Origin of the sequence: Hymenobacter roseosalivarius DSM 11622 (genome assembly GCF_900176135.1) — a bacterium.
GTDB classification, from domain to species: Bacteria; Bacteroidota; Bacteroidia; order Cytophagales; family Hymenobacteraceae; genus Hymenobacter; species Hymenobacter roseosalivarius.
Window position 1 is genome coordinate 98,024 of the sequence record NZ_FWWW01000070.1, and the last position, 20,589, is coordinate 118,612.

Consider the following 20,589-nt stretch of genomic DNA (forward strand, 5'->3'; position numbering starts at 1 on the left):
AACAGAGGTAAAAGGTGTTGGTTACTTGCCCTTGAGCAGCGTGTAGCGTAGGCCCAGAAAGCCTCGGATACCCTGGTTGGAAGCATACACGTAGCTGGGATCGAAGGTCAGGGCGTTGGGGTTGTTGGCCGTCGGCACCACCTGGCCGTCGGCCCCAAACTGGACCTGCTTGTCGAAAGGGTCGAAGGCGCGGGCGATGGAGCGGCGGTCAGGCCGGAAGTTGAGCAGGTTTTTTACCCCCCCGTACACTTCCAGCTTCGTGCCCAGGCGCTTGGTAAGCTGAATGTTCTGGACGCTGAACGTGGGCGAGGTAGCGGGGCGCGGGTCCAGCGGACCCAGCAGCGGCAGCTTCATGGGTCCGTACACGTTGCCGGTATAATCCACGGTCAGGCCCGCCTGGGCAAACGTGTAGCTGATGGCGAACGTACCCGAGAACCGCTCCGCCAGCAGCTGACGGCTGCGCTCGTCCTCGCCGGCGGCGTTCTGCTCCACCTGGTAGACATCCAGCACCGTCACGCCCAGAATGGCCTTGAGCGGAAAGCCGAACGTGAAATCCGTATTTAGCGTGAGCCCCCGCGAGACGGCGTGGCCGCGCAGGTTGTCGTAAATCAGCTGATTAGCGTTCGTCTCGTAGTCCGGGGTGATTTTGTTGGTGAAATAGGTGTAAAAGGCGCTGGCATCGAAGCCCAGCAGACCCCGGCCCACCGGGATGAGCCGCTGGTAGTTAAGGTTGGCATTGTAGCTGCGCTCCGGCTTCAATTCTCCGGCAAACACGGTCTGGCGGGCCCCGGTGAGGGCGGCGTGGTCTTCGGTAAACACGTTCACGACCCGGTAGCCGTTGCCCGCGCTCAGGCGAAACGTCTGCTGGGCGTCGGGCGAGAATTTGTAGTTGAGGCGAGGGGTGAAAATGTTGCCGTGCAGCGAATTGTAGTCGTAGCGCAGGCCCATCAGCAAGGTGTGCCGGTCGTTGAAGCGCAGCTCATTTTGCGCGAACACGCCCGGCAGCCAGATCTCCGACGCCTGGTTGCGGGGGTTCAGCGTGTCGGCACTGGCGGTGGCCGGCGTATTGTCGTCATAGTAGGTGTAGCGCAGGGCGGCCCCGAGCAGCAGCTGGTTGCGGCCCAGCTGGTGGGTGCTGGTGAGCTGGCCGAAGGCAATGTTCTGCTGGGCCTTGTAAAGGGTGGTGCCATACACCGAGTTCTGATTATGGGTGTTCAGGGAGGTATTAAGCAGCACGTTCTGCCCCCGGATCGGCAGCTGGTAAGCCCCAATTACCTCGGCCCGGCTGGTATAGATGGATTCGGCGTACAGGCTGTCGCCGCCCCGAAACTCGGGGGTCCACCGGAGCTGTCCACCCCACCGGTCCTCGTACATATAGCGGGCCGCCAGCGAAGCCACCCGACTTTCGGGCCGGGCCAGCGTCAGCTTATCAAACACGGAGAGGCGCTTGACCAGGGTGATATCCGTGAAGCCATCCCCATTCTTGTCCAGCGGCCGGTCGTAGAGGAAGCCGTTTACGCCCAGCAGCGAGGTTACTTTGCCCATTTTGGTCTTCACGCCCAAGTCCGCGTTCAGCTCCCCCCAGCCGCTGACGAAGGCGTCGGCTGATAGGTCGGCGGCTTTCTCCGGATTTTTGGTGATGATGTTGATGAGGCCGCCCACGGCCTCCGAGCCGTAGAGCGTGGAAGCCGGCCCTTTCACAATCTCGATGCGCTCGACCAGGCTATTGGGAATGCCCGTCAGCCCATACACCGTGCTCAGGCCACTGACAATGGGCATCCCGTCGAGCAAGATCATCGTGTAGGGACCTTCCAGACCGTTGATGTGAATGTCGCCGGTGTTGCAGACGTTACAGTTGAGCTGGGGACGCACCCCGTTCACGGTTTGCAGCGCCTCAAATACGGAAGGAGTCGGATTCTTCTTGAAATACGTCGGGTTGTAGACTTCCACCGGCACGGCCGACTCCAGCCGGCTCACCGGGTGCAGGGTGCCCGATACCACGACTTCCCCCAGCTCCTGGCCGCCGGTGAGCGTGAGCGTGATGGTCTGGGTTTGACCGGCTACGGCCGTCAGCTCCCGCTGCGCCGGCTGGTAGCCCACGGCCGACGCCACGATCTTTACCGGCCCGGCTGGCAGCCCCGGCAAGGTGAACGTACCGGCTTCGCTGGCTGAGGTGCCCAGCGGGGTACCTGGCACCGCTACACTAGCGAAAGGCACGCCTTTGCCGTCCCGGTCACGGACGGTGCCGCGCACGGTCGCCGTCTGGGCCGTGGCGACACCAGCCAGGATTAAGCAGAAAATAAGAAAGAAGATGTGTTTCATAAGGAGCAGGTGATTTTAGACGAATATTTAGATTTTATTTAGATGAGTCTAAATTGATTTTCAAAAAAATGCGTAGCGGACATTCTAAGCCGCTACGCCATACTGGTCAACCCAAAAACGTCTCGTACAGCAGGTAAGCGTTCAGCACGATGATAATGCCCGAAACCATCCAGGCCAGCACTTTGATAACGGGCGAATTAGCAAACACGCCCATCTTGAGTCGGCTGCCGGTGAAGAGCACCAGGGGCACCACCGCGAAGCTGAGCTGCAGGGAGAGAATAACCTGGCTCAGCACCAGCAATTCGCCCGTGCCTTTCTCGCCGTACAGCAGCGTGACGATAAAAGCGGGCACCACGGCAATGCCGCGAGTGATGAGGCGGCGCAGCCAGGGCTTCAGGCGGATGTGCAGAAAGCCTTCCATCACGATCTGGCCGGCCAGGGTGCCGGTCAGGGTCGAGTTCTGGCCCGAAGCCAGCAGGGCTACCGCAAACAGCACGCTGGCCGCGCCCGCGCCCAGCACCGGAGCCAGCAGTTTGTGGGCATCGTTGATGTCGGCCACGTCGAAGTAGCCGTTGCGGTGAAAGGCCGCCGCGGCCGTCACCAGAATGGCCGCGTTCACGAAAAACGCCAGAAATAAGGCCACTGTGGAATCAATGGTGGCGAACTTGATGGCCATGCGCTTGCCGCTTTCCGTCTGCTCGATGGCGCGGGTCTGCACGATGCTGGAGTGCAGATACAGGTTGTGTGGCATCACCGTAGCGCCCAGAATACCGATGGCGATGTAAAGCATACCGGGGTCGGTTACTACTCTCGTCTGGGGCACCAGGCCGGCCGCGATGCCCAGCCAGTCGGGGTTCGAGGCAATGATCTCATACAGAAAACAGCCAAAAATCACCACGATCAGCCCCGCTACAATGCTTTCGATAATGCGGAAGCCCTTGTTCTGGAAATACAGCACCACCAGCACGTCCAGAATGGTGAGCACCACGCCCCAGGGCAGGGGCAACCCAAACAGCAGGTTCAGGGCAATGGCCGAGCCGATAACCTCAGCCAGGTCGCAGGCGGCAATGGCGATTTCGCAGAGCACCCACAGCACCATGGCCACCGGCTTGGAATAATGGTCGCGGCAGGCCTGAGCCAGGTCGCGGCCCGTCACGATACCGAGCTTGGCCGCCAGATGCTGCAGGAGCATGGCAAACAGGTTGGAAATCAGGATGACGGACAGCAGCGTGTAGCCATAGCGGGCGCCGCCGGCAATGTCGGTGGCCCAGTTGCCGGGGTCCATGTAGCCCACGGCTACCATCAGGCCCGGCCCCCAGAAAGCGAACAGCTTGCGCCAGAACGACGCATTCTGGGCCGGCACCTTGATGCTCGCGTACACTTCCCGCAGGGAAGGCGCGTGCCGAGGCTGCCGCCAGCCCGGATGAGCGGACACGGGCGGCGTGGGGGGCATTTTTACGGAATCCTGAACGGGCTGGGGCACTGTAGCGGGAGAAGAGGTAGGCACAAAGTACGGTATTTTTAGGTTGATCTAAATTTATTTTTAAAGACACCTTAATTACTGATTCGCGCAAAAAATGTTTCACGGACGGGGGAAGTAGATTTTTTAGCGGATTTTTGCCCCCCGCTTTCGTGTTACTGCTTTCTCTTATGAGCTAAGCGGCAACGCTTCAGCCGGAGCTTAGAACTCCTTATTTTGCCCCTATGACATTTCCTGCCTCCAAGCTCCGCCTCGGTGTGTTGTCCCTTGTGGTAAGCGCGGTGCTGGTAGCCATCAAATTTTACGCGTATATGCTCACGGCTTCGCAGGCCGTGCTCACCGATGCGCTGGAGTCCATCATCAATGTGTTTACCAGCGGGTTTGCGCTTTACAGTCTGTACTTATCGGGCCTGCCCAAGGATGAAAACCACCCCTACGGCCACGGGAAGGTGGAGTATCTGTCGGTGGGCTTCGAGGGCGCGCTGATTTTGATTGCCGGGCTCTACATCTTTTACAGCGCCACGCTGGCCTTTCTGGAGCCGCACGCCGTGGCCCGCCCCGACCTGGGTATTGCCCTGCTGAGCATTACGGCGCTGGTCAATCTGGCCGTGGGCTTTCTGCTGATTCGCTCCGGGCGCCAGCTCAAATCGGTGGCCCTGGTGGGCGACGGGCAGCACCTCTACCTGGACGCGGTAAGTACGCTGGTGTCCTGCGTGGCTTTGCTGCTGGTGGCGGCTACCGGCAATGCGCTGTTTGATGCGGGCGCGGCGTTGCTGCTGGGGGGCTTTATCGTGGTGAACGGCCTGCGCATGGTGCGCCGCTCGGTGGGCGGGCTGATGGATGAGTCGGACGTGGTAGTGGTGCGGGAAGTAATCGGGGAGCTCCAGCAGTTTCGCCGTCCCGCCTGGATTGATGTGCACAACCTGCGCGTGCTGCGCTACGGGGCCAACCTGCACATCGACTGCCACATGACCATGCCCTACTACTTCAGCCTCGACGAGATTCACAACGAGCTGAACGACATCGAAGCCCTCATTCGGGAGCGCTTCGACGTGGAGGTGGAAATGTTCGTCCACGCCGACCCCTGCACGTTTACTTCCTGCTCGCACTGCCACATGCCCGAGTGCCCCGTACGCCATCATCCGTTCAGCAAAGAGATAGGCTGGACGCTGACTAACGCCGTGAAGAACGAGCGCCACCGGCTGGTGGCGGAGTAACGCGAAGTAGCACGGAGTATCACTCCGTGCTACTGTGCCTATTCCACCACCAGCCGGCGCGCGTACTGTCCGGCTGCGCTGCGCACCTGCACCACGTACACGCCCGCCCGCAGGCCCATCAGATTTAGACTCACTTCCGTCTGCCGGGGGGCAAATTCGGCCGTGCGCACTACCCGGCCCAGAGCATCGTGGATGGTGGCGGTGGTAGCAGAAGCCGGCGCGGCGGGCAGACGAACGGCCACCGTCTGTCGGGCCGGATTGGGCCAGATCGCCAGGGCCGCGTTGTTGGCCGCCGACTTGGTGCTGAGCACGGAGGCGCGGTTTTCCAGGGTCAGAATCCGGTCATTGCCGTTGCTGGTGGCCACGTACACGCGCCCGGCCGGCGACACACACAGCGCCCGGAGGCGGCCGAAGCCGGTCAGGAAATCCTGTTGGCCCGTCACGGCGTCGCCGGCGGCATTGAGCCAGAGCTGCACGAGTTTGGAGGCCTTTAGCGTCGCCAGCAGCAAGCTACCGCGCCACTCCGGAATGGCTGGCGAATCGTAGTAGGTGAGCCCGGCTACGGCCAGCGTGGGCGTCCAGACGACCAGGGGCTCGCGCACGTTGTTGGCGGCGCAGAAGCTTTGCTCGGCGGGCGAGCTGCACAAGCCTTCCACGGTGGGCCAGCCGTAGTTGCGGCCGGCCTCCACCAGGTTCAGCTCATCGTCGGTATTCTCGCCGTGCTCTGAGCTATAAATATTTACCTGAAGGCAGGCGCACCAGGCCTTGGGCGTTGCGGTGGCCCAGGGTGTACACGGGGCTGCCCGGCGTGGGGTTATTGGCCGGAATGCTGCCATCCAGATTGATGCGCAGAATCTTGCCATTAAGGGAGGCCGGGTTCTGCGACTCCGAGCGCAGCTGGGCGTCGCCGGTGGTGATGAGCAGGGTACGGTCGGGGAGGATGAGCAGGCGCGAGCCGCTATGGGTGGTGGTAGCCGGAATGTTGGCCAGCAGAACCCGCGGCTCGCTGAGCGAATTGGTGGCCGCGCTGTAAGTGTAGCGTACTACTTTCTCCCTGAGGTTGTTATCGGTGTAATTATAGACGATGTACACGAAGGGCGTGGTGGCAAAGTCGGGGTGAAGCACCATGCCCAGCAGGCCGCTTTCGCCGGTGGGCGTCACGTCGGGCACGCTCAGCAGGGGCAGTACCTGGCCGGTGGTAGGGTCCACGCGACTGATGCGCCCGCTGCGCTCCGTCATCCAGATAAAGTCATCCGGCCCCCACACCAGCTCCCACGGAATGCTGAGCCCGGTGGCCAGGGGCGTAACCGAAACCGTGGTGCTGCCGACGGCAAACGTGGTGGTCTGGGCCGGGGCGGCGCTAATCAGCCCGGCGCTGATGAGCAGGAGAAGAGCGGCAAATTTTTTCATAGAGAAGACAAGTGGCGGCAGCTGAACGGAGACGAAATGACTAACGAGGTAATAACCGATTCGGATTAGCTTGCTCCCGGTCCGGGAAGGATTATTCTTATTTCCGGTGTACTTTCCAGTCGCTTCCACGCCCATCTGCTCTCTTCTAAAATAATGACGACACGAAAACTACTGCCTCTGCTCGCTATCGGCGCTGTCAGCTTCGGGGCGGGGGCCCTGCTGCCCCGGCCCGCCGATTTGCCCCCCATCACCGTCCCGATGCTGCGCGCCGCCCAGGAGGTGCTGGGCCTGCAATTCACTGAGGCCCAGCTCGACTCCACCCGTCGCGGCCTCACTGATAACCGCCAGAGCTACGAGCAGCTGCGCCAGGCGAAGCTGCCCAACAGCACGTCTCCCGCGCTCGTCTTCGACCCCGTGCCGCTGCGCCTGCGCCAGGCCATGCTGCCCAACGCCCGCCCCGACGCCGGCAAATTGCCCCCCATGGCCAAAATCAAGTTGCCCGCCAGCCGCGACGAGCTGGCCTTCTACACCGTGCGCCAGCTCAGCGAGCTGGTGCGCACCAAACAGGTTTCTTCCGAGGAGCTGACCCAATTCTTCCTGGCCCGCCTCAAAAAGTACGGCCCCAAGTTGTTCTGCGTCACCACCCTGACCGAGGAGCTGGCCCTGCAGCAGGCCCGCCAGGCCGATAAGGAAATTAAAGCCGGCAAATACCGCGGTCCGTTGCACGGTATTCCCTTCGGCGTCAAGGACTTATTCAGCACCAAAACCTACAAAACCACCTGGGGCTCGGTGCCCTACAAAGATCAGGTGCTGGACGAGGACGCCGCCGTGGTGACGCGTTTGCGCGAAGCGGGGGGCGTTTTGGTAGCCAAATTCACTTTGGGCGAGCTGGCTATGGGCGACGTCTGGTACGGGGGCAAAACCCGCACGCCCTGGGACCTGAGCCAGGGCAGCAGCGGCTCGTCGGCCGGCTCGGCGTCGGCGGTGGCGGCCGGACTGGTGCCGTATGCCATTGGCACCGAGACCTTAGGCTCCATCGTGAGTCCCAGCACGGCCTGCGGCGTGACGGGGCTGCGGCCCTCCTTTGGACGCGTGAGCCGAGCCGGAGCCATGGCCCTGAGCTGGAGCATGGATAAAGTCGGCCCCCTGGCGCGCTCGGCCGAAGACTGCGCCCTGGTTTTCGCGGCCCTGGCCGGAGCCGATGCCCGCGACCCGGCCACCACCATGATACCCGCCGGCTTCCGGTACGCTTTCGATACCGACATCAAAAAGCTGCGCGTCGGCTATCTGAAGGCTGATTTCGACAAAGACTACCCCACCAAAGCCAACGACCAGGCCGCGCTGGAAGTCCTGCGCAAGCTGGGCGTACAGCTTGTGCCTCTGGATTTGGGCAACCTGCCCGGCAGCGAGCTGCGCTTCGTGCTTAGCGCCGAGGGCGCCGCGGCCTTCGACGAGCTGACCCGCTCAGGCCGCGACGCGCTCATGGTCAATCAGGGCCGCAACGCCTGGCCCAACTCGTTTCGGACCGCCCGCTTCGTTCCGGCCGTAGAATACATTCAGGCCCAGCGGGTGCGGCGGCAGCTGATAGAGGATGTAGACAAGCGCTTGCAGGGCTTCGATGCCTACCTGGCTCCTTCGTTCGGCGGTCCTAACCTGTTGATTACCAACCTGACCGGCCACCCGGCTGTGGTCGTGCCCAACGGCTTCCGGGCCAATGGTCTGCCCAGCACTATCACGTTTGGCGGGCAGCTTTTCGAAGAAGGCAAATTGCTGGCGCTGGTAAAGGCTTATCAGGACGCGACGGAGTTTGATGAAAAACACCCGCCGCTGAATTTTTAGGGTTGTTTATTTAGTCCGTCATGCAGCGCAGCGCGAAGCATCCCGCGTGCTGACGTGGGAGTACTAATCCAGCATCAGCCCGCGAGGTGCTTCGCGCTGCGCTGCATGACCGCCCGATCATTGATCTGACTTTTTTAGAAAAATGCCCCCCAGCCTCCACCAACGCCCCGACGGCTACCTCATTTCTACCGACCCGGCCCGGCTGGACCTGGCCGCCATTCACCACTACCTGGCCCACGACTCGTACTGGGCCCGCAATATGCCCCGCGAGCTGCTGGAGCGCGCCATTCAGAACTCGCTCAACTTCGGCCTGTACGCGCCCGATGGCCGCCAGGCCGGCTTCGCCCGCGTCGTCACCGACCGCGCCACGTTCACTTGGCTCTGCGACGTGTTCGTGCTGCCTGAGTTTCGGGGCCGGGGCTTATCGAAGTGGCTGATGGAGTGCGTGTGGGCTCACCCCGATTTGCAGGGCCAGCGCCGCCATCTGCTGGCGACCCTGGACGCGCACACGCTCTATACCCAGTTCGGATTCAGTCCCCTGGCCGAGCCGGAGCGGTTTCTGGAGATACGCTTCGCCAATCCGTACGGCGTCCCGACTAGTCATTAAGCTATGGCGCGAACCGAAGGACGGCAAAGCCTGGCTGCTTCGCTGTCCTTCGGTTCGCGATACATTCCTTTCGTTGCAACGGACGCCTTTCATCCCTGTCCTTGCCGCGGCCTTGCGTATTTTGCGACAAGCTTTCTCTATTTCATTTTTCTAAAGAACTGATGCGCGTTTCGTTTCTCGTGCGGACGCTGGCTTTGTTGGGGCCGGTTTCCACTGCTATTGCTCAAGCTCCACCCGCCGCGCCGGCTGCCGCACTGGCTCCGCTCACGGTCGAGAAAATCATGCGCGACCCGGCCCAGTGGATGGGGACGGCTCCTTCTGCCATTTATTGGGGCGAGGATGGCAAGCGCATCTACTTTAACTGGAACCCCGACCACAACCGCCGCGATTCGCTGTATGCAGTAGCGCCAAGCGGCGGCGCGCCCCGCAAAATCAGCCTGCGCGACCAGCTGAATTTGCCCCCCGGCGAAGGCCAGTACGACCGGAAGTTCGCCCGCAAAGTCTATGAGAAGGAGGGCGATATTTATCTGCTCGACCTTAAAACCAGTAAAGTACGGCGCGTGACCAACACGGCCGAGCGCGAATCGGACGCGGCTTTTGCTTTGCAGGATCAGGTGGTGAGCTACGCGCGGGGGGGCAATTTATTTACTTGGAACCCGGCCACGGGCGAAACCGTGCAGCGCACTGACTTCCGCAAGGGCAACAATCCGGCGAAAGGCTCGCCCACGGACCAGTCGGAGAAGTATCTGAAGGCCCAGCAGCTGGCTTTGTTTCAGGTAATCAAGCAGCGCGACCAGGACCAACTGGCCCGGCAGCTGGTGCAAAAGGCCCTAGATAAGTTGCGGCCCAAAGCAATTTATCTGGGGCTTAAATCGGTGCGCAACCTCCAGCTCAGCCCTGACGGTCGCTTCGTAACTTATTCGCTGGTGCAGGAGCCCGGCAGCAATAAGGTGGCCATCGTGCCTAACTACGTAACGGCCACGGGCTTTACGGAGGATATTTCGAGCCGCACCAAGGTAGGCGCGCCGCAAACCGCCCTGGAGCTGGGCATCTACGACATCGGCCGCGACACGACCTTCGTGCTGGGCTACCGCGATCTGAAAGGCCTGGACGAGCTGCCCGCCTACCGCAAGGAGTATCAGCTGAAAGCCAAAGCCCCGAACACGGCCCCCGACTCCGCCAAAACGGCCAAAAATGCCCCTCAGAAGGCCGAAAAGCCCGCCACCGAGCTGCGCCGCGTGGCTCCTTTTGGTCCGTTCTGGTCCGACAATGGGGAGCGGGCGTTTCTGGTCATGCGCTCGGCCGACAACAAGGACCGCTGGATCGTGGCCCTCGACCCCAGCACCCAGAAAATTACGCTCCTGGACCGGCAGCGCGATGAGGCCTGGATCAACGGGCCAGGCATCGGCTACGGGGCCGGCAACGTGGGCTGGCTGCCCGACAACCGGCGCGTGTGGTTTCAGAGCGAGGAAAGCGGCTACAGCCACCTCTATACCGTGGACGTGACCAATCAGCAGCGCAAAGCCCTGACCAGCGGCAAGTTTGAGATTCAGAAAGCCGAGCTTTCCAGGGATAAAAAAACCTGGTTTCTGACGGCCAACAAAACCCACCCCGGCGAGCAGCAGCTTTACCGGATGCCGGTGGCCGGGGGGCAAATGACGCAGATTACAACGCTGCCCGGTGCCCACGAAGTCACCGTTTCGCCCGATGAGAAGACGCTGGCCGTGCGCTACAGCGCCGCCAACAAGCCCTGGGAACTGTTTGTGATGGACAATAAGCCGGGGGCTAAAATGCGGCAGCTGACCAGCTCGCTCACTCCCGAGTTCAAAAGCTACGCCTGGCGCGAGCCCGAAGTCATCACCATCAAAGCCCGCGACGGGGCCGACGTGTACGCACGCCTCTACCGGCCCACCAACGCGGTGGCCCAGGGTCCGGCCGTGATTTTCGTGCATGGCGCGGGCTATTTGCAGAACGCGCATAAGTGGTGGAGCCAGTACCCGCGCGAGTACATGTTTCATAACCTGCTGGCCGACCAGGGCTATACCGTGCTCGACATCGATTACCGCGGCTCCAGCGGCTACGGCCGCGACGTGCGCACGGGTATCTACCGCTTTATGGGCGGCAAAGACCTCACCGATCAGGTGGATGGCGCTAAGTTATTGACGGAGAAATACGGCGTCAGTCCCCAGCGTATCGGCATTTATGGGGGCTCGTACGGCGGCTTTATTACCCTTATGGCCATGTTCACCCAGCCCGACGTGTTCAAGGCCGGGGCTGCCCTGCGCTCCGTCACCGACTGGGCCCACTACAACCACGGCTACACCGACAACATCCTCAACGAGCCCTACAATGACTCGCTGGCCTACGCCCGCTCCTCGCCCATCTACCACGCTGAGGGCCTGAAAGGCGCTCTGCTCATGTGCCACGGCATGGTCGATACCAACGTGCATTTTCAGGACATCGTGCGCCTCACCCAGCACCTGATTGAGTTAAAAAAGGAAAACTGGGAGCTGGCCGTGTATCCCGTCGAGGACCATGGCTTTGTGGAGCCCAGCTCCTGGACCGATGAGTACAAGCGGATTCTGAAGCTGTTCGAGACGAATCTGAAGCAGGCCGGTACGGGTGCGGCGGGTAGCAGTGGCGGCGGCGAATAAGACAGATTATGAGCTTTTTTAGCTCATAATCTGTTGTCTCTGTATTAATGCTTCGATACCGCGTCGGTGTTCGCATTCAGGCGAAACCCCGCGGTAGCCGAGAAGCTCCAGGGGCGGCTGGTTATCGATGTTCAGAGCGCCCGCAATGGGCGCGTCAATAGCAAAATTGGTGTGGTAAGAAGCGCGTTGCTAACCAAAACCGGGCAGAACCGCCAACAGCGTAAGCAATACGAAAAGCAGACTGGAAATATTTTCCAGGCGAAGCAGAATGTCAAATTGGCTACCCAGACGAAGGGTTTTGGTGAAAGCTGGCAATTTGCTTTCACCTACTAGGGGCTGGGGGGCTTTTCATTGTGCGTATTTCCTTCGTCAATTTCCGTTAGCTTTGCGGCCCGCCGCCATGGCGAAGTTTCTTTTTCACCGACGACGTTCTATTCCGACACTGATGTCCTACTTGTTCACTTCCGAGTCTGTTTCGGAAGGCCATCCCGATAAAGTTGCCGACCAGATTTCTGACGCTATTCTCGATGAGTTTCTTCGTCAGGATCCTGATTCAAAAGTCGCTTGCGAGACGCTGGTAACCACTGGCTTAGTAGTGGTAGCCGGTGAAGTAAAATCCAAGGCCTACGTAGATGTACAGTCAGTTGCCCGCAACGTGATTCGGCGCATTGGCTATACCAAGGCGGAGTATAAGTTTGAAGCGGAAAGCTGCGGCATCCTGTCGGCCCTGCATGAGCAATCACCTGACATCAACCAGGGAGTAGAGCGCCAGAGCCCCGAGGAGCAAGGTGCCGGCGACCAGGGAATGATGTTCGGCTACGCTACCCGCGAAACCGATAACTATATGCCCTTGGCTCTGGATCTGTCGCACCGCCTGCTGCGCGAGCTGGCGGCTATCCGCAAGGAAGGAAAAGAGATGACTTATCTGCGCCCTGATGCCAAATCGCAGGTAACCATTCGCTACGCCGACGACAACACGCCCGAGGCCATCGACACCATCGTGGTCAGCACCCAGCACGACGACTTCGACGAGTCGGAAGCGGGCATGCTGAAGTGCATTTCGGAGGATATCCGCAACATTCTGATTCCCCGCGTAAAAGCTGGCCTGAGCGCCGATGTAAATCAGCTCTTCACTGATCAGATTACCTATCACATCAACCCTACCGGCAAGTTCGTTATCGGCGGTCCCCACGGCGACTCCGGCCTGACGGGCCGCAAGATTATCGTGGATACCTACGGCGGCAAAGGTGCTCACGGCGGCGGGGCTTTTTCGGGCAAAGATTCCTCGAAAGTTGACCGCTCAGCGGCCTATGCGGCTCGTCATATCGCCAAAAACCTGGTGGCTGCCGGCGTAGCCGACCAGGTGCTGGTGCAGGTAGCGTACGCTATCGGAGTAGCCCAGCCCGTTGGTTTATACGTGACTACGTATGGCACAACGAAAGCCAAGGGCAGCAATGGCCTGCTCACCGATGGTGAAATTGCTGATAAGGTGAACAAGCTGTTCGATATGCGTCCGTTCGCTATCGTACAGCGCTTTGGTCTGCAGAATCCCATCTTTGGTGAAACTGCTGCTTACGGTCATATGGGCCGCGAAGCTGGCACCACCGAAGTGAAGCTCGCCAACGGCGAAACCCGCACGTACGAAACCTTTACTTGGGAAAAACTGGATTACGTAGATAAGATTAAAGCTGAGTTTGGACTCTAAGCCAAACGGCCATCCGCGCTAACTAATAAGGGCACCCTTCCGCAGTGGAAGGGTGCCCTTATGCTGTATCCTTATCTAGCCTTAATGGCTGGTTAGCTTCTCCTTGTGTTTTTTTATCTGACGACGTAAGCCCTCTGCTGCTTCGTCGGTGGCCGCCTCGAAGGTGGCCGCATCCGCTTGGCTAAACAGCGTACTGCCGGGCACTAACACTTTGAGCTCAACGGTCTTATTATCAATCCCGTCCTTATTGTTCAGCTTCATGATAACCTCGCCTTCGGTTACACGGTCGTAGAAGGTTTCGAGCTTATCGAGACGCTTCTGGATGAAATCAAGTAGGCTCTGGTCGGCGGTGAAATGCACCGAATGCATCTGTACTTTCATCGGAAATAGGGGTTTGGTAAATAGAAAGGAAAACACTCAACTAGTTACTTAAGCCTTCGGATGGGCTTTGTCAAATACGGATTTGAGCTTGTCGATGGACAAGTGCGTGTACACCTGCGTGGCCGCCAGATTCGCATGACCAAGTAGCTCTTTAATGGCGTTCAAATCGGCACCCTTGTTCAGCAAATGCGTAGCGAATGAGTGCCGCAGTACGTGCGGGTGCTGCTGCGACGAGGCAGTGGTTATCTGGCTCAGATACTGTTTCACGGTGCGATACACGAGCTTTTCGTACAGCGGCTCTAGCTTATCCGTAACGAGGAGAAAACCGCGGGCGTTGTCAAGGGGGGCAAATTCGGCCTGCTTACGTGCTATATAGTTTTTCAGCGCTATAAGGAGGGTCGGATTTAGGGGTACCACTCGTTGTTTGTTGCCTTTGCCCGTCACGCGTACCGTACGGCCTGCCAAGCTCAGATCGTCGTGACGAATCCCAATCAACTCCGAAAGCCGAATGCCAGTACCGTAGAGCAGCTCTAGAATAAGCTGGTCGCGGGAGCCGATAAACGAATCGGCAAACTGAAAGCTGTTGAGCAGGCCGTTCAGCGCATCCTCGGGCACAAAGTCAGGAAGCTTCTTAGCCGTTTTGGGCGAAGTAATGCGCAGCATCGGGTTGCGCTGAATAGTGCCCGTACGCAATAAGTACTTGAAGTAGGAGCGAAGGCAGGCAATCTTCCGATTCACCGTGCGCGGGTCGCGCTGCTGCTGCATCAACTCCACTATCCAGGAGCGAATAAGCATATGGTCAGCCTGAGCAGGATCAGGCAGTTCGTAGGTCGTGAGCAGGTATTCGGAGAATTGCCGAAGATCGGTTTCGTAAGATATTACCGTGTGCGGGCTGAAGCGCCGCTCAAACCGCAGATAGTCGAAAAACAAATTCATACGCAGGGGTTCAGCCGCTGGGGGGCAATTATCCAATGTAAGAATTTAAATCGGGATTTTTGGACGCGAAAAAACCGGCTGATTAGCTTGAGTAAGCAAATCAGCCGGTTATCACGAAAAGCTTGTTAAGCTAAACGCTAGTAATTTTCAGTAGCGTACATGGTCTGCTTGTACACGGCTTTCTCTCTCTGCTTCCGCTTCGTGATAGAAGGCTTCTGGAAGAACGTACGACGACGCAGTTCCTTCAGCACACCTGTGCGCTCAAATTTTTTCTTGAAACGCTTCAGAGCCCGGTCAACCGACTCGTTATCTTTGATTTGAACGATGATCATATATGCAGTGGAGTTGAAAACTTTCTGTTAAGGGGGGCAAAGATAATCACAGATTTTGAAGATTTAAAAATGCTTACGCAGATTCCTGATCAATAGCTGCCAGAACCCGCGAAAGAAAAGAATCAACAAAGCCTATTTCAGCAGCGTGCGGGCAATCACCAGCTTTTGGATTTCGGAAGTGCCTTCGCCAATGGTGCAAAGCTTAGAGTCGCGGTAATATTTCTCGGCTGGATAATCCTTGGTGTAGCCGTAGCCGCCAAAGATCTGCACCCCTTCATTCGCGGCCCGTACGCATACCTCCGACGCATATAGCTTAGCCATAGCCGATTCCTGGGTCACGTTCAGGCCTCGATCCTTCATATCAGCAGCACGGTAGGTCAGCAAAGCTGCCGCTTCAATTTCGGTAGCCATATCAGCCAGCTTGAACGCGATGCCCTGAAAGTTGGAAATAGGCTGGTTGAACTGATGACGCTCCTTAGAATACTGCGTAGCAGCCTCAAACGCCCCCTGTGCGATACCCAGGCTCAGGGCCGCGATAGAAATTCGCCCCCCATCCAGCACCTTCATCGACTGGATAAACCCGTCACCTACTTCGCCCAGAATGTTCTCTTTCGGCACGCGACAGTCTGTAAAGATCAACTCAGTGGTTTCGGAAGCACGCATACCTAACTTATCTTCCTTCCGACCGTGCGTAAAGCCTTCGGTGGGCTTCTCAATCACGAACGCCGTCATGCCATGTGAGTCGCCTACCTCACCGGTGCGGGCAATAACAACAGCGATGTTGCTGCTTTTGCCGTGGGTTATGAAGTTTTTCGCTCCATTAAGAACATAGTAATCACCATCCTCAACGGCCACCGTGCGCATATTGCCAGCATCTGATCCTGTATTAGGCTCAGTCAAGCCCCAGGCACCAATCCACTCCGCCGAAGCTAATTTTGGTAGCCACTTGCGCTTCTGCTCCTCTGAGCCGAATTGAAGTATGTGACCCGTGCAAAGGGAGTTGTGCGCGGCCATCGACAGGCCAATGCTACCATCAATTTTCGCCAGTTCGGAAATAGCAGTTACGTATTCAACGTAGCCGAAGCCGGAGCCGCCATATTCCTGCGGAACCAGCACGCCCATTAGACCTAAATCACCCAGTTGTTTGAATACATCAATGGGAAACTCCTGGCTTTCGTCCCATTCCATCATGCGGGGCTTGATATGGGCGGCACCGAAGTCGCGCACCATCTGGGCAATCATTGTTTGGTTCTCGGTAGCTACTAATTCCATGGGTGGGAAGTGATATGGGTGGGTGGTAATGGCATAACCAGCAAGAGCCAGTTTTGGGTTCGCAAAAGTAGCACTTTGCTTTAACAGAAGCAGTTTCCCGGAGCAGAGTACCTAGGTCCTATTTTGAAAAGGTGTGCTAATTCGGTTACTTTGAAGGTTCATCGGAGGAAATCAATGATGTATTCCGCTGTTTCCCCGGCACTGTTCCACCTGTCTCTGGCTTCTTTGGCCCGCATGCTACATCCCAACTTTCGCCACTTGCTATCCGTTGGGTTGCTGGGCTTATCACTTCTGTTGTCATTTTCCTGCACGACTTCCAATATTTACCGTCAAAATGTACTATTTCGCTTAGAAGGCACTACGATTGATACTGCTCGCCTGCGAACAGCTGTGAACAGAACAGAGCGTAATTATGTGATTCAGTCAAATGACTACCTGGATGTTAAGGTATATACCAATAGGGGTGAACGAATATTAGATCCGAATGGTGAACTGCCATTCGGTAATCCCGGTGGACTGCGAGGGACTGCTCGTACTGGGGGAGCCGGTCAGCAGGGAGGAGCCACGAGTGGCGGTGCTGAATTCATGGTGCAGGACAACGGCATCGTCAAACTGCCTATGGTAGAGTACGTGAAGGTTAGCGGCTATACACTCTTAGAGGCTGATAGCGTGCTTCAGATTGCGTATAGCCAATATTATGAGCAGCCTTTTGTGGTAACACGCGTCACTAACAACCGCATTATTGTACTGGGTGCTGTTGGCGGCGGCGGCGGACAGATAATCCCTATGTCGAATGATAATATGAACCTCATTGAGGTGCTGGCCATAGCGGGCGGAATTGATGGTGGAGCGATTGGTACCGGTGGTAATCGGGTCGGTCGCACAACGAACATTCGGCTTATACGAGGTGATTTAAAAAATCCGCAAATACAAGTAATTGACCTCTCTACGTTTGAGGGAATGCGACGTGCCAACTTGCAGGTGGAACCCAATGATATAGTTTATGTTGAGCCAATACGCCGACAATTCTACGAGGCGTTAGCTGACGCCGGCCCGGTATTTGGGCTTGTGTCTAGCCTTGTAGGTTTGTTAACCACAATATATATCATAACGACAGTAAACAGGAATTAGGCTTGTTTCCTTCAACTAATAACATGCGCTGATGGCAGCGAAAGAAGAAACCGAGCTGGAAGAGCTAATCCGCAATGCCAATGGCATAGAGACGGAAGATAAAGAGGACGAGGGTGATGGATTAGATATCACTACGTTGCTACAGGTTGCTCGCAAGAGTTTACCCTGGATTGCCTTGCTTATAGCTTTGGGTTTGACGAGTTCTTGGTTGTTTTTGCGCTATACCAAACCTGTATATCAGTCCTCATCTGTTTTAAAGATTGACGAGAAGACGGAGGCGGGTCTGTTGGGCCTAGGTGCCGGTGGATCAGTAGAGAAGCGCCGACCGGGAGCTAACCTAGAGGGTGAAGTAGAACTTATCAAGTCAAATTTGATCTATCGTCGACTAAAAGACTCTTTAGCTCTCGACGTCAATTATTATGTTGAAGGCACGGTCTTAGAGTCAGAGCTATATACTAGGTCGCCCTTCCAAGTAACATACAAGATTAAAAACCCGGCTTTTTATAACCGGAAGTTCAACGTTAATTTCAGTAGTCCTACTCAATTTCGCCTTAGCTATTTAGAAGGAGAGCAGGAAGTAAGCGGAGTATATAGCGTCGGGCAACCACTTAACCTTGCTGGCCTGGATTTGCGCTTAACTACCCACGGTACCTACTTTGATGCAAATGCGCTGGACGCGCAATTTTATTTTGTTATTCTGGATGAAGGCACGCTGAATACTTATCTGAACACCAATTTATCCGTTCAGATTGTCAATCCAGATGCCAACACCGTTCAAATCTCATTCAAAGATTTCAATCCAGCGAAAGCACAGGACATCGTCAATAAAATCGACACAGTTTATTTACAGGAAAAGCTAGCCCAAAAGAAAAAGGCTTCCGATCAAAGCTTGCAGTTCCTAAGTGAGCAAGCCGATGCCTTCAATAACAAATTGCAGTTGGCTGAAGATAACCTACAGTCATTCGCGCGGGAAAACCGGACGTATGATGTGCGTGCGGATGCGGCTACGGTAAATGGTAAAATTCTGGCCCAGGAAGAGAAGCGACAGAACCTACTGCAAAAACAAGGTTTGCTAGCGGATCTATCTAGCTTAGTGGAACAGGACCAGTTGACTGCAAACGAGGATTCAACGGTAGCACAAAGCATACCTGGGTTGGCGGAGCTGGAAGACGGGCGCTTAACGCAGGAAATAGAGGCTTTAAATGATCAACAGTGGGATCTGCGACGAGTGTTACGCTCGTATAAAGAAACAACGGAAGCCGTAAAGCAACGACGTGTTCAACTAGATTTTACGAGGAGCACAATTCGTCGGCTCCTCGAGCAGAATAAATTACTTCTACAGGAGCAGATCGAGAAAATGAACCGTCAGCGCGACGAGCTTAATGCTAAGCTTGACGGATTGCCGCAAAAGGCTACGCAACAGGCCCGTTTGCAGCGGCCATTCGAATTATACGAGAAAACCTATGTAAACCTAATAAACAAGGACCTAGAATTTAGACTAGGGCAAGCCGGTACTACGGCCGACTTTCAAATTCTCTCGCCCGCAAGCTTGCCAAGCGAACCTATTTCCCCAGTCCGCGCCATGATATACGCCATTGGTCTGGCAGGTGGCATTGTACTGGGACTTGGGCTAATCGCAATTCGTTACTTCTTGCATGACACTGTAACGAACACGCGCGAGTTGGAGCGCATGACTTCGGCCTCATTGCTCGGCGTGATTCCTACCTACGATAAGGAGAAAATGATGGTGTCGAAGCTGGTAGTGAATAAAAACCCCAAATCCGCTATTTCCGAGTCTATCCGCTCCATTCGCACTAATCTGGATTTTATTGGGTCATCGCGAAAGAAGCGTATTATATCGGTTACATCAACGGTGTCGGGGGAGGGTAAAACCTTCGTAACCGTAAACCTGGGGGGCATTATTGCGCTGTCGGAACAGCGAGTTGTAATCTTGGACCTTGATATGCGGAAGCCCAAAGTGAATCTGGCTTTTGGAGGAGAAAATGCGCGGGGTATCAGCACCATTCTGATTGAGAAGCACACCATCGAGGAATGTATTCAGCATACTGATATTCCGACGCTGGATTTTATTTCGGCTGGCCCCACGCCGCCAAATCCGTCGGAACTAATTCTAAACCCAAAGTTCGACGAACTGCTGGCCGAACTGCATCAGCATTACGATGTGATTCTGATTGATACACCTCCCGTTGGTCTGGTCACTGATGGTATTCTGATCATGCGCAAGGCTGATATTCCGCTTTACATCGTGCGAGCTGGCTATTCTAAAAAAGCTTTTTTGAAGAATATAAATAAGCTGATGCGGACGAATAATTTCACCCGCCTCAGCACCATTTTGAACGACGCGAGTGCAACCGGCCTTTCTGGCTACAGTTATGGCTATGGCTACGGTCAAGGTTATTACGATGAGCCAACGCCGCCTAAGGGAGTAATCAGCCGACTGCGGCAGCGCATCTCCTAAAAATCAGCTTTCTCCTAATAGAATATGGCTTCTTTTCTACGCAAGCTTTTCGGCCAAGCAGCTTCAATGTCGCTGGTTAATGAAAGCGTGCTAGCTGAGCTGGGAGCTGATATGCACTCGCACCTACTGCCCGGCTTAGATGATGGGGCTGAGACTATTGAGCAGTCATTAGGTTTGCTGAGAGCTATGCAGGACCTAGGTTACCGCAAGCTGATAATGACTCCCCACATTATGGGAGATTTTTATAAGAACACTCCTGCTACGGTTCACGCGGCATTGGCGCGGATGCGTGAAGCCGCCACAACCGCAGGCTTTACCGATATACAGCTTGAATGCGCGGCTGAATACTACCTGGATGAATGGCTGGGGGGCAAATTGGATAGCGGAGAAGATCTTCTGAGCTTTGGTGGCGCCAAAAAATACCTGCTGCTGGAAACATCTTACATGAACGAGCCCTTCAACATGCAGGATATTATTTTTCGGTTGAAAGCGCTGGGGTATCAGCCGGTACTGGCGCATCCTGAGCGCTACACTTATTTATATGGCCGCTTTTCTGAATTGGAAAAGATTCACGACAACGGCGTGTTATTCCAAGTCAACCTTAACTCATTAGCTGGTTATTACTCCTCCGGAGCCCAGCGCGTAGCCGAAAAGCTGATCGATGCTCGCCTCGTGGATTTTGTAGGTACGGATGCGCATAATCTCAAGCACACCGAAACCCTACGCAACAAGGTGCTGCCTACCGCTTATTTGAAAAAAGCGCTGGCCCTGCCTTTGCTGAACAATACTTTATTGACTGATTAGCTACTTGTTGCCCAATTAAA

16 protein-coding genes are annotated in these 20,589 nt (G+C 56.4%); 8 read left to right on the forward strand and 8 right to left on the reverse strand.

Annotated elements, in window-relative coordinates; all coding sequences use genetic code 11:
* Positions 1-21 precede the first annotated feature (21 nt).
* Positions 22-2,322, reverse strand: coding sequence for a TonB-dependent receptor (locus B9A24_RS11255; protein ID WP_084445763.1), 2,301 nt, complete (start codon positions 2,320-2,322; stop codon positions 22-24).
* A 106-nt stretch (positions 2,323-2,428) separates the two neighbouring features.
* On the reverse strand, positions 2,429-3,775 hold the full coding sequence (locus tag B9A24_RS11260; RefSeq protein ID WP_084445918.1) for an Nramp family divalent metal transporter: 1,347 nt from the start codon (positions 3,773-3,775) through the stop codon (positions 2,429-2,431).
* A 251-nt stretch (positions 3,776-4,026) separates the two neighbouring features.
* Here B9A24_RS11260 and B9A24_RS11265 point away from each other — a divergent pair, with 251 nt between their 5' ends.
* On the forward strand, positions 4,027-5,019 hold the full coding sequence (locus tag B9A24_RS11265; RefSeq protein WP_084445766.1) for a cation diffusion facilitator family transporter: 993 nt from the start codon (positions 4,027-4,029) through the stop codon (positions 5,017-5,019).
* A 38-nt stretch (positions 5,020-5,057) separates the two neighbouring features.
* On the opposite strand, the gene B9A24_RS22325 is transcribed toward B9A24_RS11265, so the two are convergent.
* Both B9A24_RS22325 and B9A24_RS22675 read right to left on the reverse strand, forming a co-directional pair.
* Positions 5,058-5,855: a PQQ-dependent sugar dehydrogenase gene (locus tag B9A24_RS22325; RefSeq protein WP_234997220.1), complete on the reverse strand. Its 798-nt coding sequence runs from the start codon at positions 5,853-5,855 to the stop codon at positions 5,058-5,060.
* Positions 5,749-6,429 (reverse strand): PQQ-dependent sugar dehydrogenase, encoded by a 681-nt coding sequence (locus B9A24_RS22675; RefSeq protein WP_234997208.1) that lies wholly within the window; start codon positions 6,427-6,429, stop codon positions 5,749-5,751. Before B9A24_RS22675 ends, B9A24_RS22325 begins: the two co-directional genes overlap by 107 nt.
* Before the next feature lie 153 nt (positions 6,430-6,582).
* On the opposite strand from B9A24_RS22675, the gene B9A24_RS11275 reads away from it, so the two are divergent.
* The 4 genes from B9A24_RS11275 to metK all read left to right on the forward strand — a co-directional run bounded on the left by B9A24_RS11275 (position 6,583) and on the right by metK (position 13,234).
* Positions 6,583-8,268, forward strand: a complete 1,686-nt coding sequence (locus B9A24_RS11275; protein ID WP_084445769.1) for an amidase — start codon at positions 6,583-6,585, stop codon at positions 8,266-8,268.
* Positions 8,269-8,410: 142 nt separating this feature from the next.
* Positions 8,411-8,875 (forward strand): GNAT family N-acetyltransferase, encoded by a 465-nt coding sequence (locus B9A24_RS11280; RefSeq protein WP_084445772.1) that lies wholly within the window; start codon positions 8,411-8,413, stop codon positions 8,873-8,875.
* Positions 8,876-9,036: 161 nt separating this feature from the next.
* A complete protein-coding gene (locus B9A24_RS11285) occupies positions 9,037-11,529 on the forward strand; it encodes a S9 family peptidase (RefSeq protein WP_084445775.1) in 2,493 nt (830 codons plus the stop codon).
* Between the two features lie 445 nt (positions 11,530-11,974).
* Positions 11,975-13,234 (forward strand): methionine adenosyltransferase, encoded by a 1,260-nt coding sequence (metK, locus tag B9A24_RS11295; RefSeq protein WP_084445780.1) that lies wholly within the window; start codon positions 11,975-11,977, stop codon positions 13,232-13,234.
* A gap of 81 nt (positions 13,235-13,315) precedes the next feature.
* Here metK and hpf read toward each other — a convergent pair whose 3' ends face one another.
* The 4 genes from hpf to B9A24_RS11315 all read right to left on the reverse strand — a co-directional run bounded on the left by hpf (position 13,316) and on the right by B9A24_RS11315 (position 16,155).
* On the reverse strand, positions 13,316-13,615 hold the full coding sequence (gene hpf / locus B9A24_RS11300; protein WP_084445783.1) for a ribosome hibernation-promoting factor, HPF/YfiA family: 300 nt from the start codon (positions 13,613-13,615) through the stop codon (positions 13,316-13,318).
* Between the two features lie 48 nt (positions 13,616-13,663).
* Complete coding sequence (locus B9A24_RS11305) at positions 13,664-14,551, reverse strand: tyrosine-type recombinase/integrase (protein WP_084445787.1); 888 nt, start codon at positions 14,549-14,551, stop codon at positions 13,664-13,666.
* 137 nt (positions 14,552-14,688) lie between these two features.
* Entirely contained in the window at positions 14,689-14,883 is a 195-nt protein-coding gene (rpsU, locus tag B9A24_RS11310; protein WP_084445790.1) for a 30S ribosomal protein S21, read from the reverse strand.
* Positions 14,884-15,015: 132 nt separating this feature from the next.
* Positions 15,016-16,155: an acyl-CoA dehydrogenase gene (locus tag B9A24_RS11315; protein WP_084445793.1), complete on the reverse strand. Its 1,140-nt coding sequence runs from the start codon at positions 16,153-16,155 to the stop codon at positions 15,016-15,018.
* A 174-nt stretch (positions 16,156-16,329) separates the two neighbouring features.
* Here B9A24_RS11315 and B9A24_RS11320 point away from each other — a divergent pair, with 174 nt between their 5' ends.
* Genes B9A24_RS11320 through B9A24_RS11330 form a run of 3 tightly spaced genes read left to right on the forward strand, consistent with a single transcriptional unit; the run spans position 16,330 to position 20,569 of the window.
* Positions 16,330-17,286 (forward strand): polysaccharide biosynthesis/export family protein, encoded by a 957-nt coding sequence (locus B9A24_RS11320; RefSeq protein ID WP_234997210.1) that lies wholly within the window; start codon positions 16,330-16,332, stop codon positions 17,284-17,286.
* A 31-nt stretch (positions 17,287-17,317) separates the two neighbouring features.
* On the forward strand, positions 17,318-19,765 hold the full coding sequence (locus B9A24_RS11325; protein ID WP_084445796.1) for a polysaccharide biosynthesis tyrosine autokinase: 2,448 nt from the start codon (positions 17,318-17,320) through the stop codon (positions 19,763-19,765).
* Between the two features lie 24 nt (positions 19,766-19,789).
* Positions 19,790-20,569 (forward strand): tyrosine-protein phosphatase, encoded by a 780-nt coding sequence (locus tag B9A24_RS11330; protein WP_084445799.1) that lies wholly within the window; start codon positions 19,790-19,792, stop codon positions 20,567-20,569.
* The last annotated feature ends 20 nt before the right edge of the window (positions 20,570-20,589 follow it).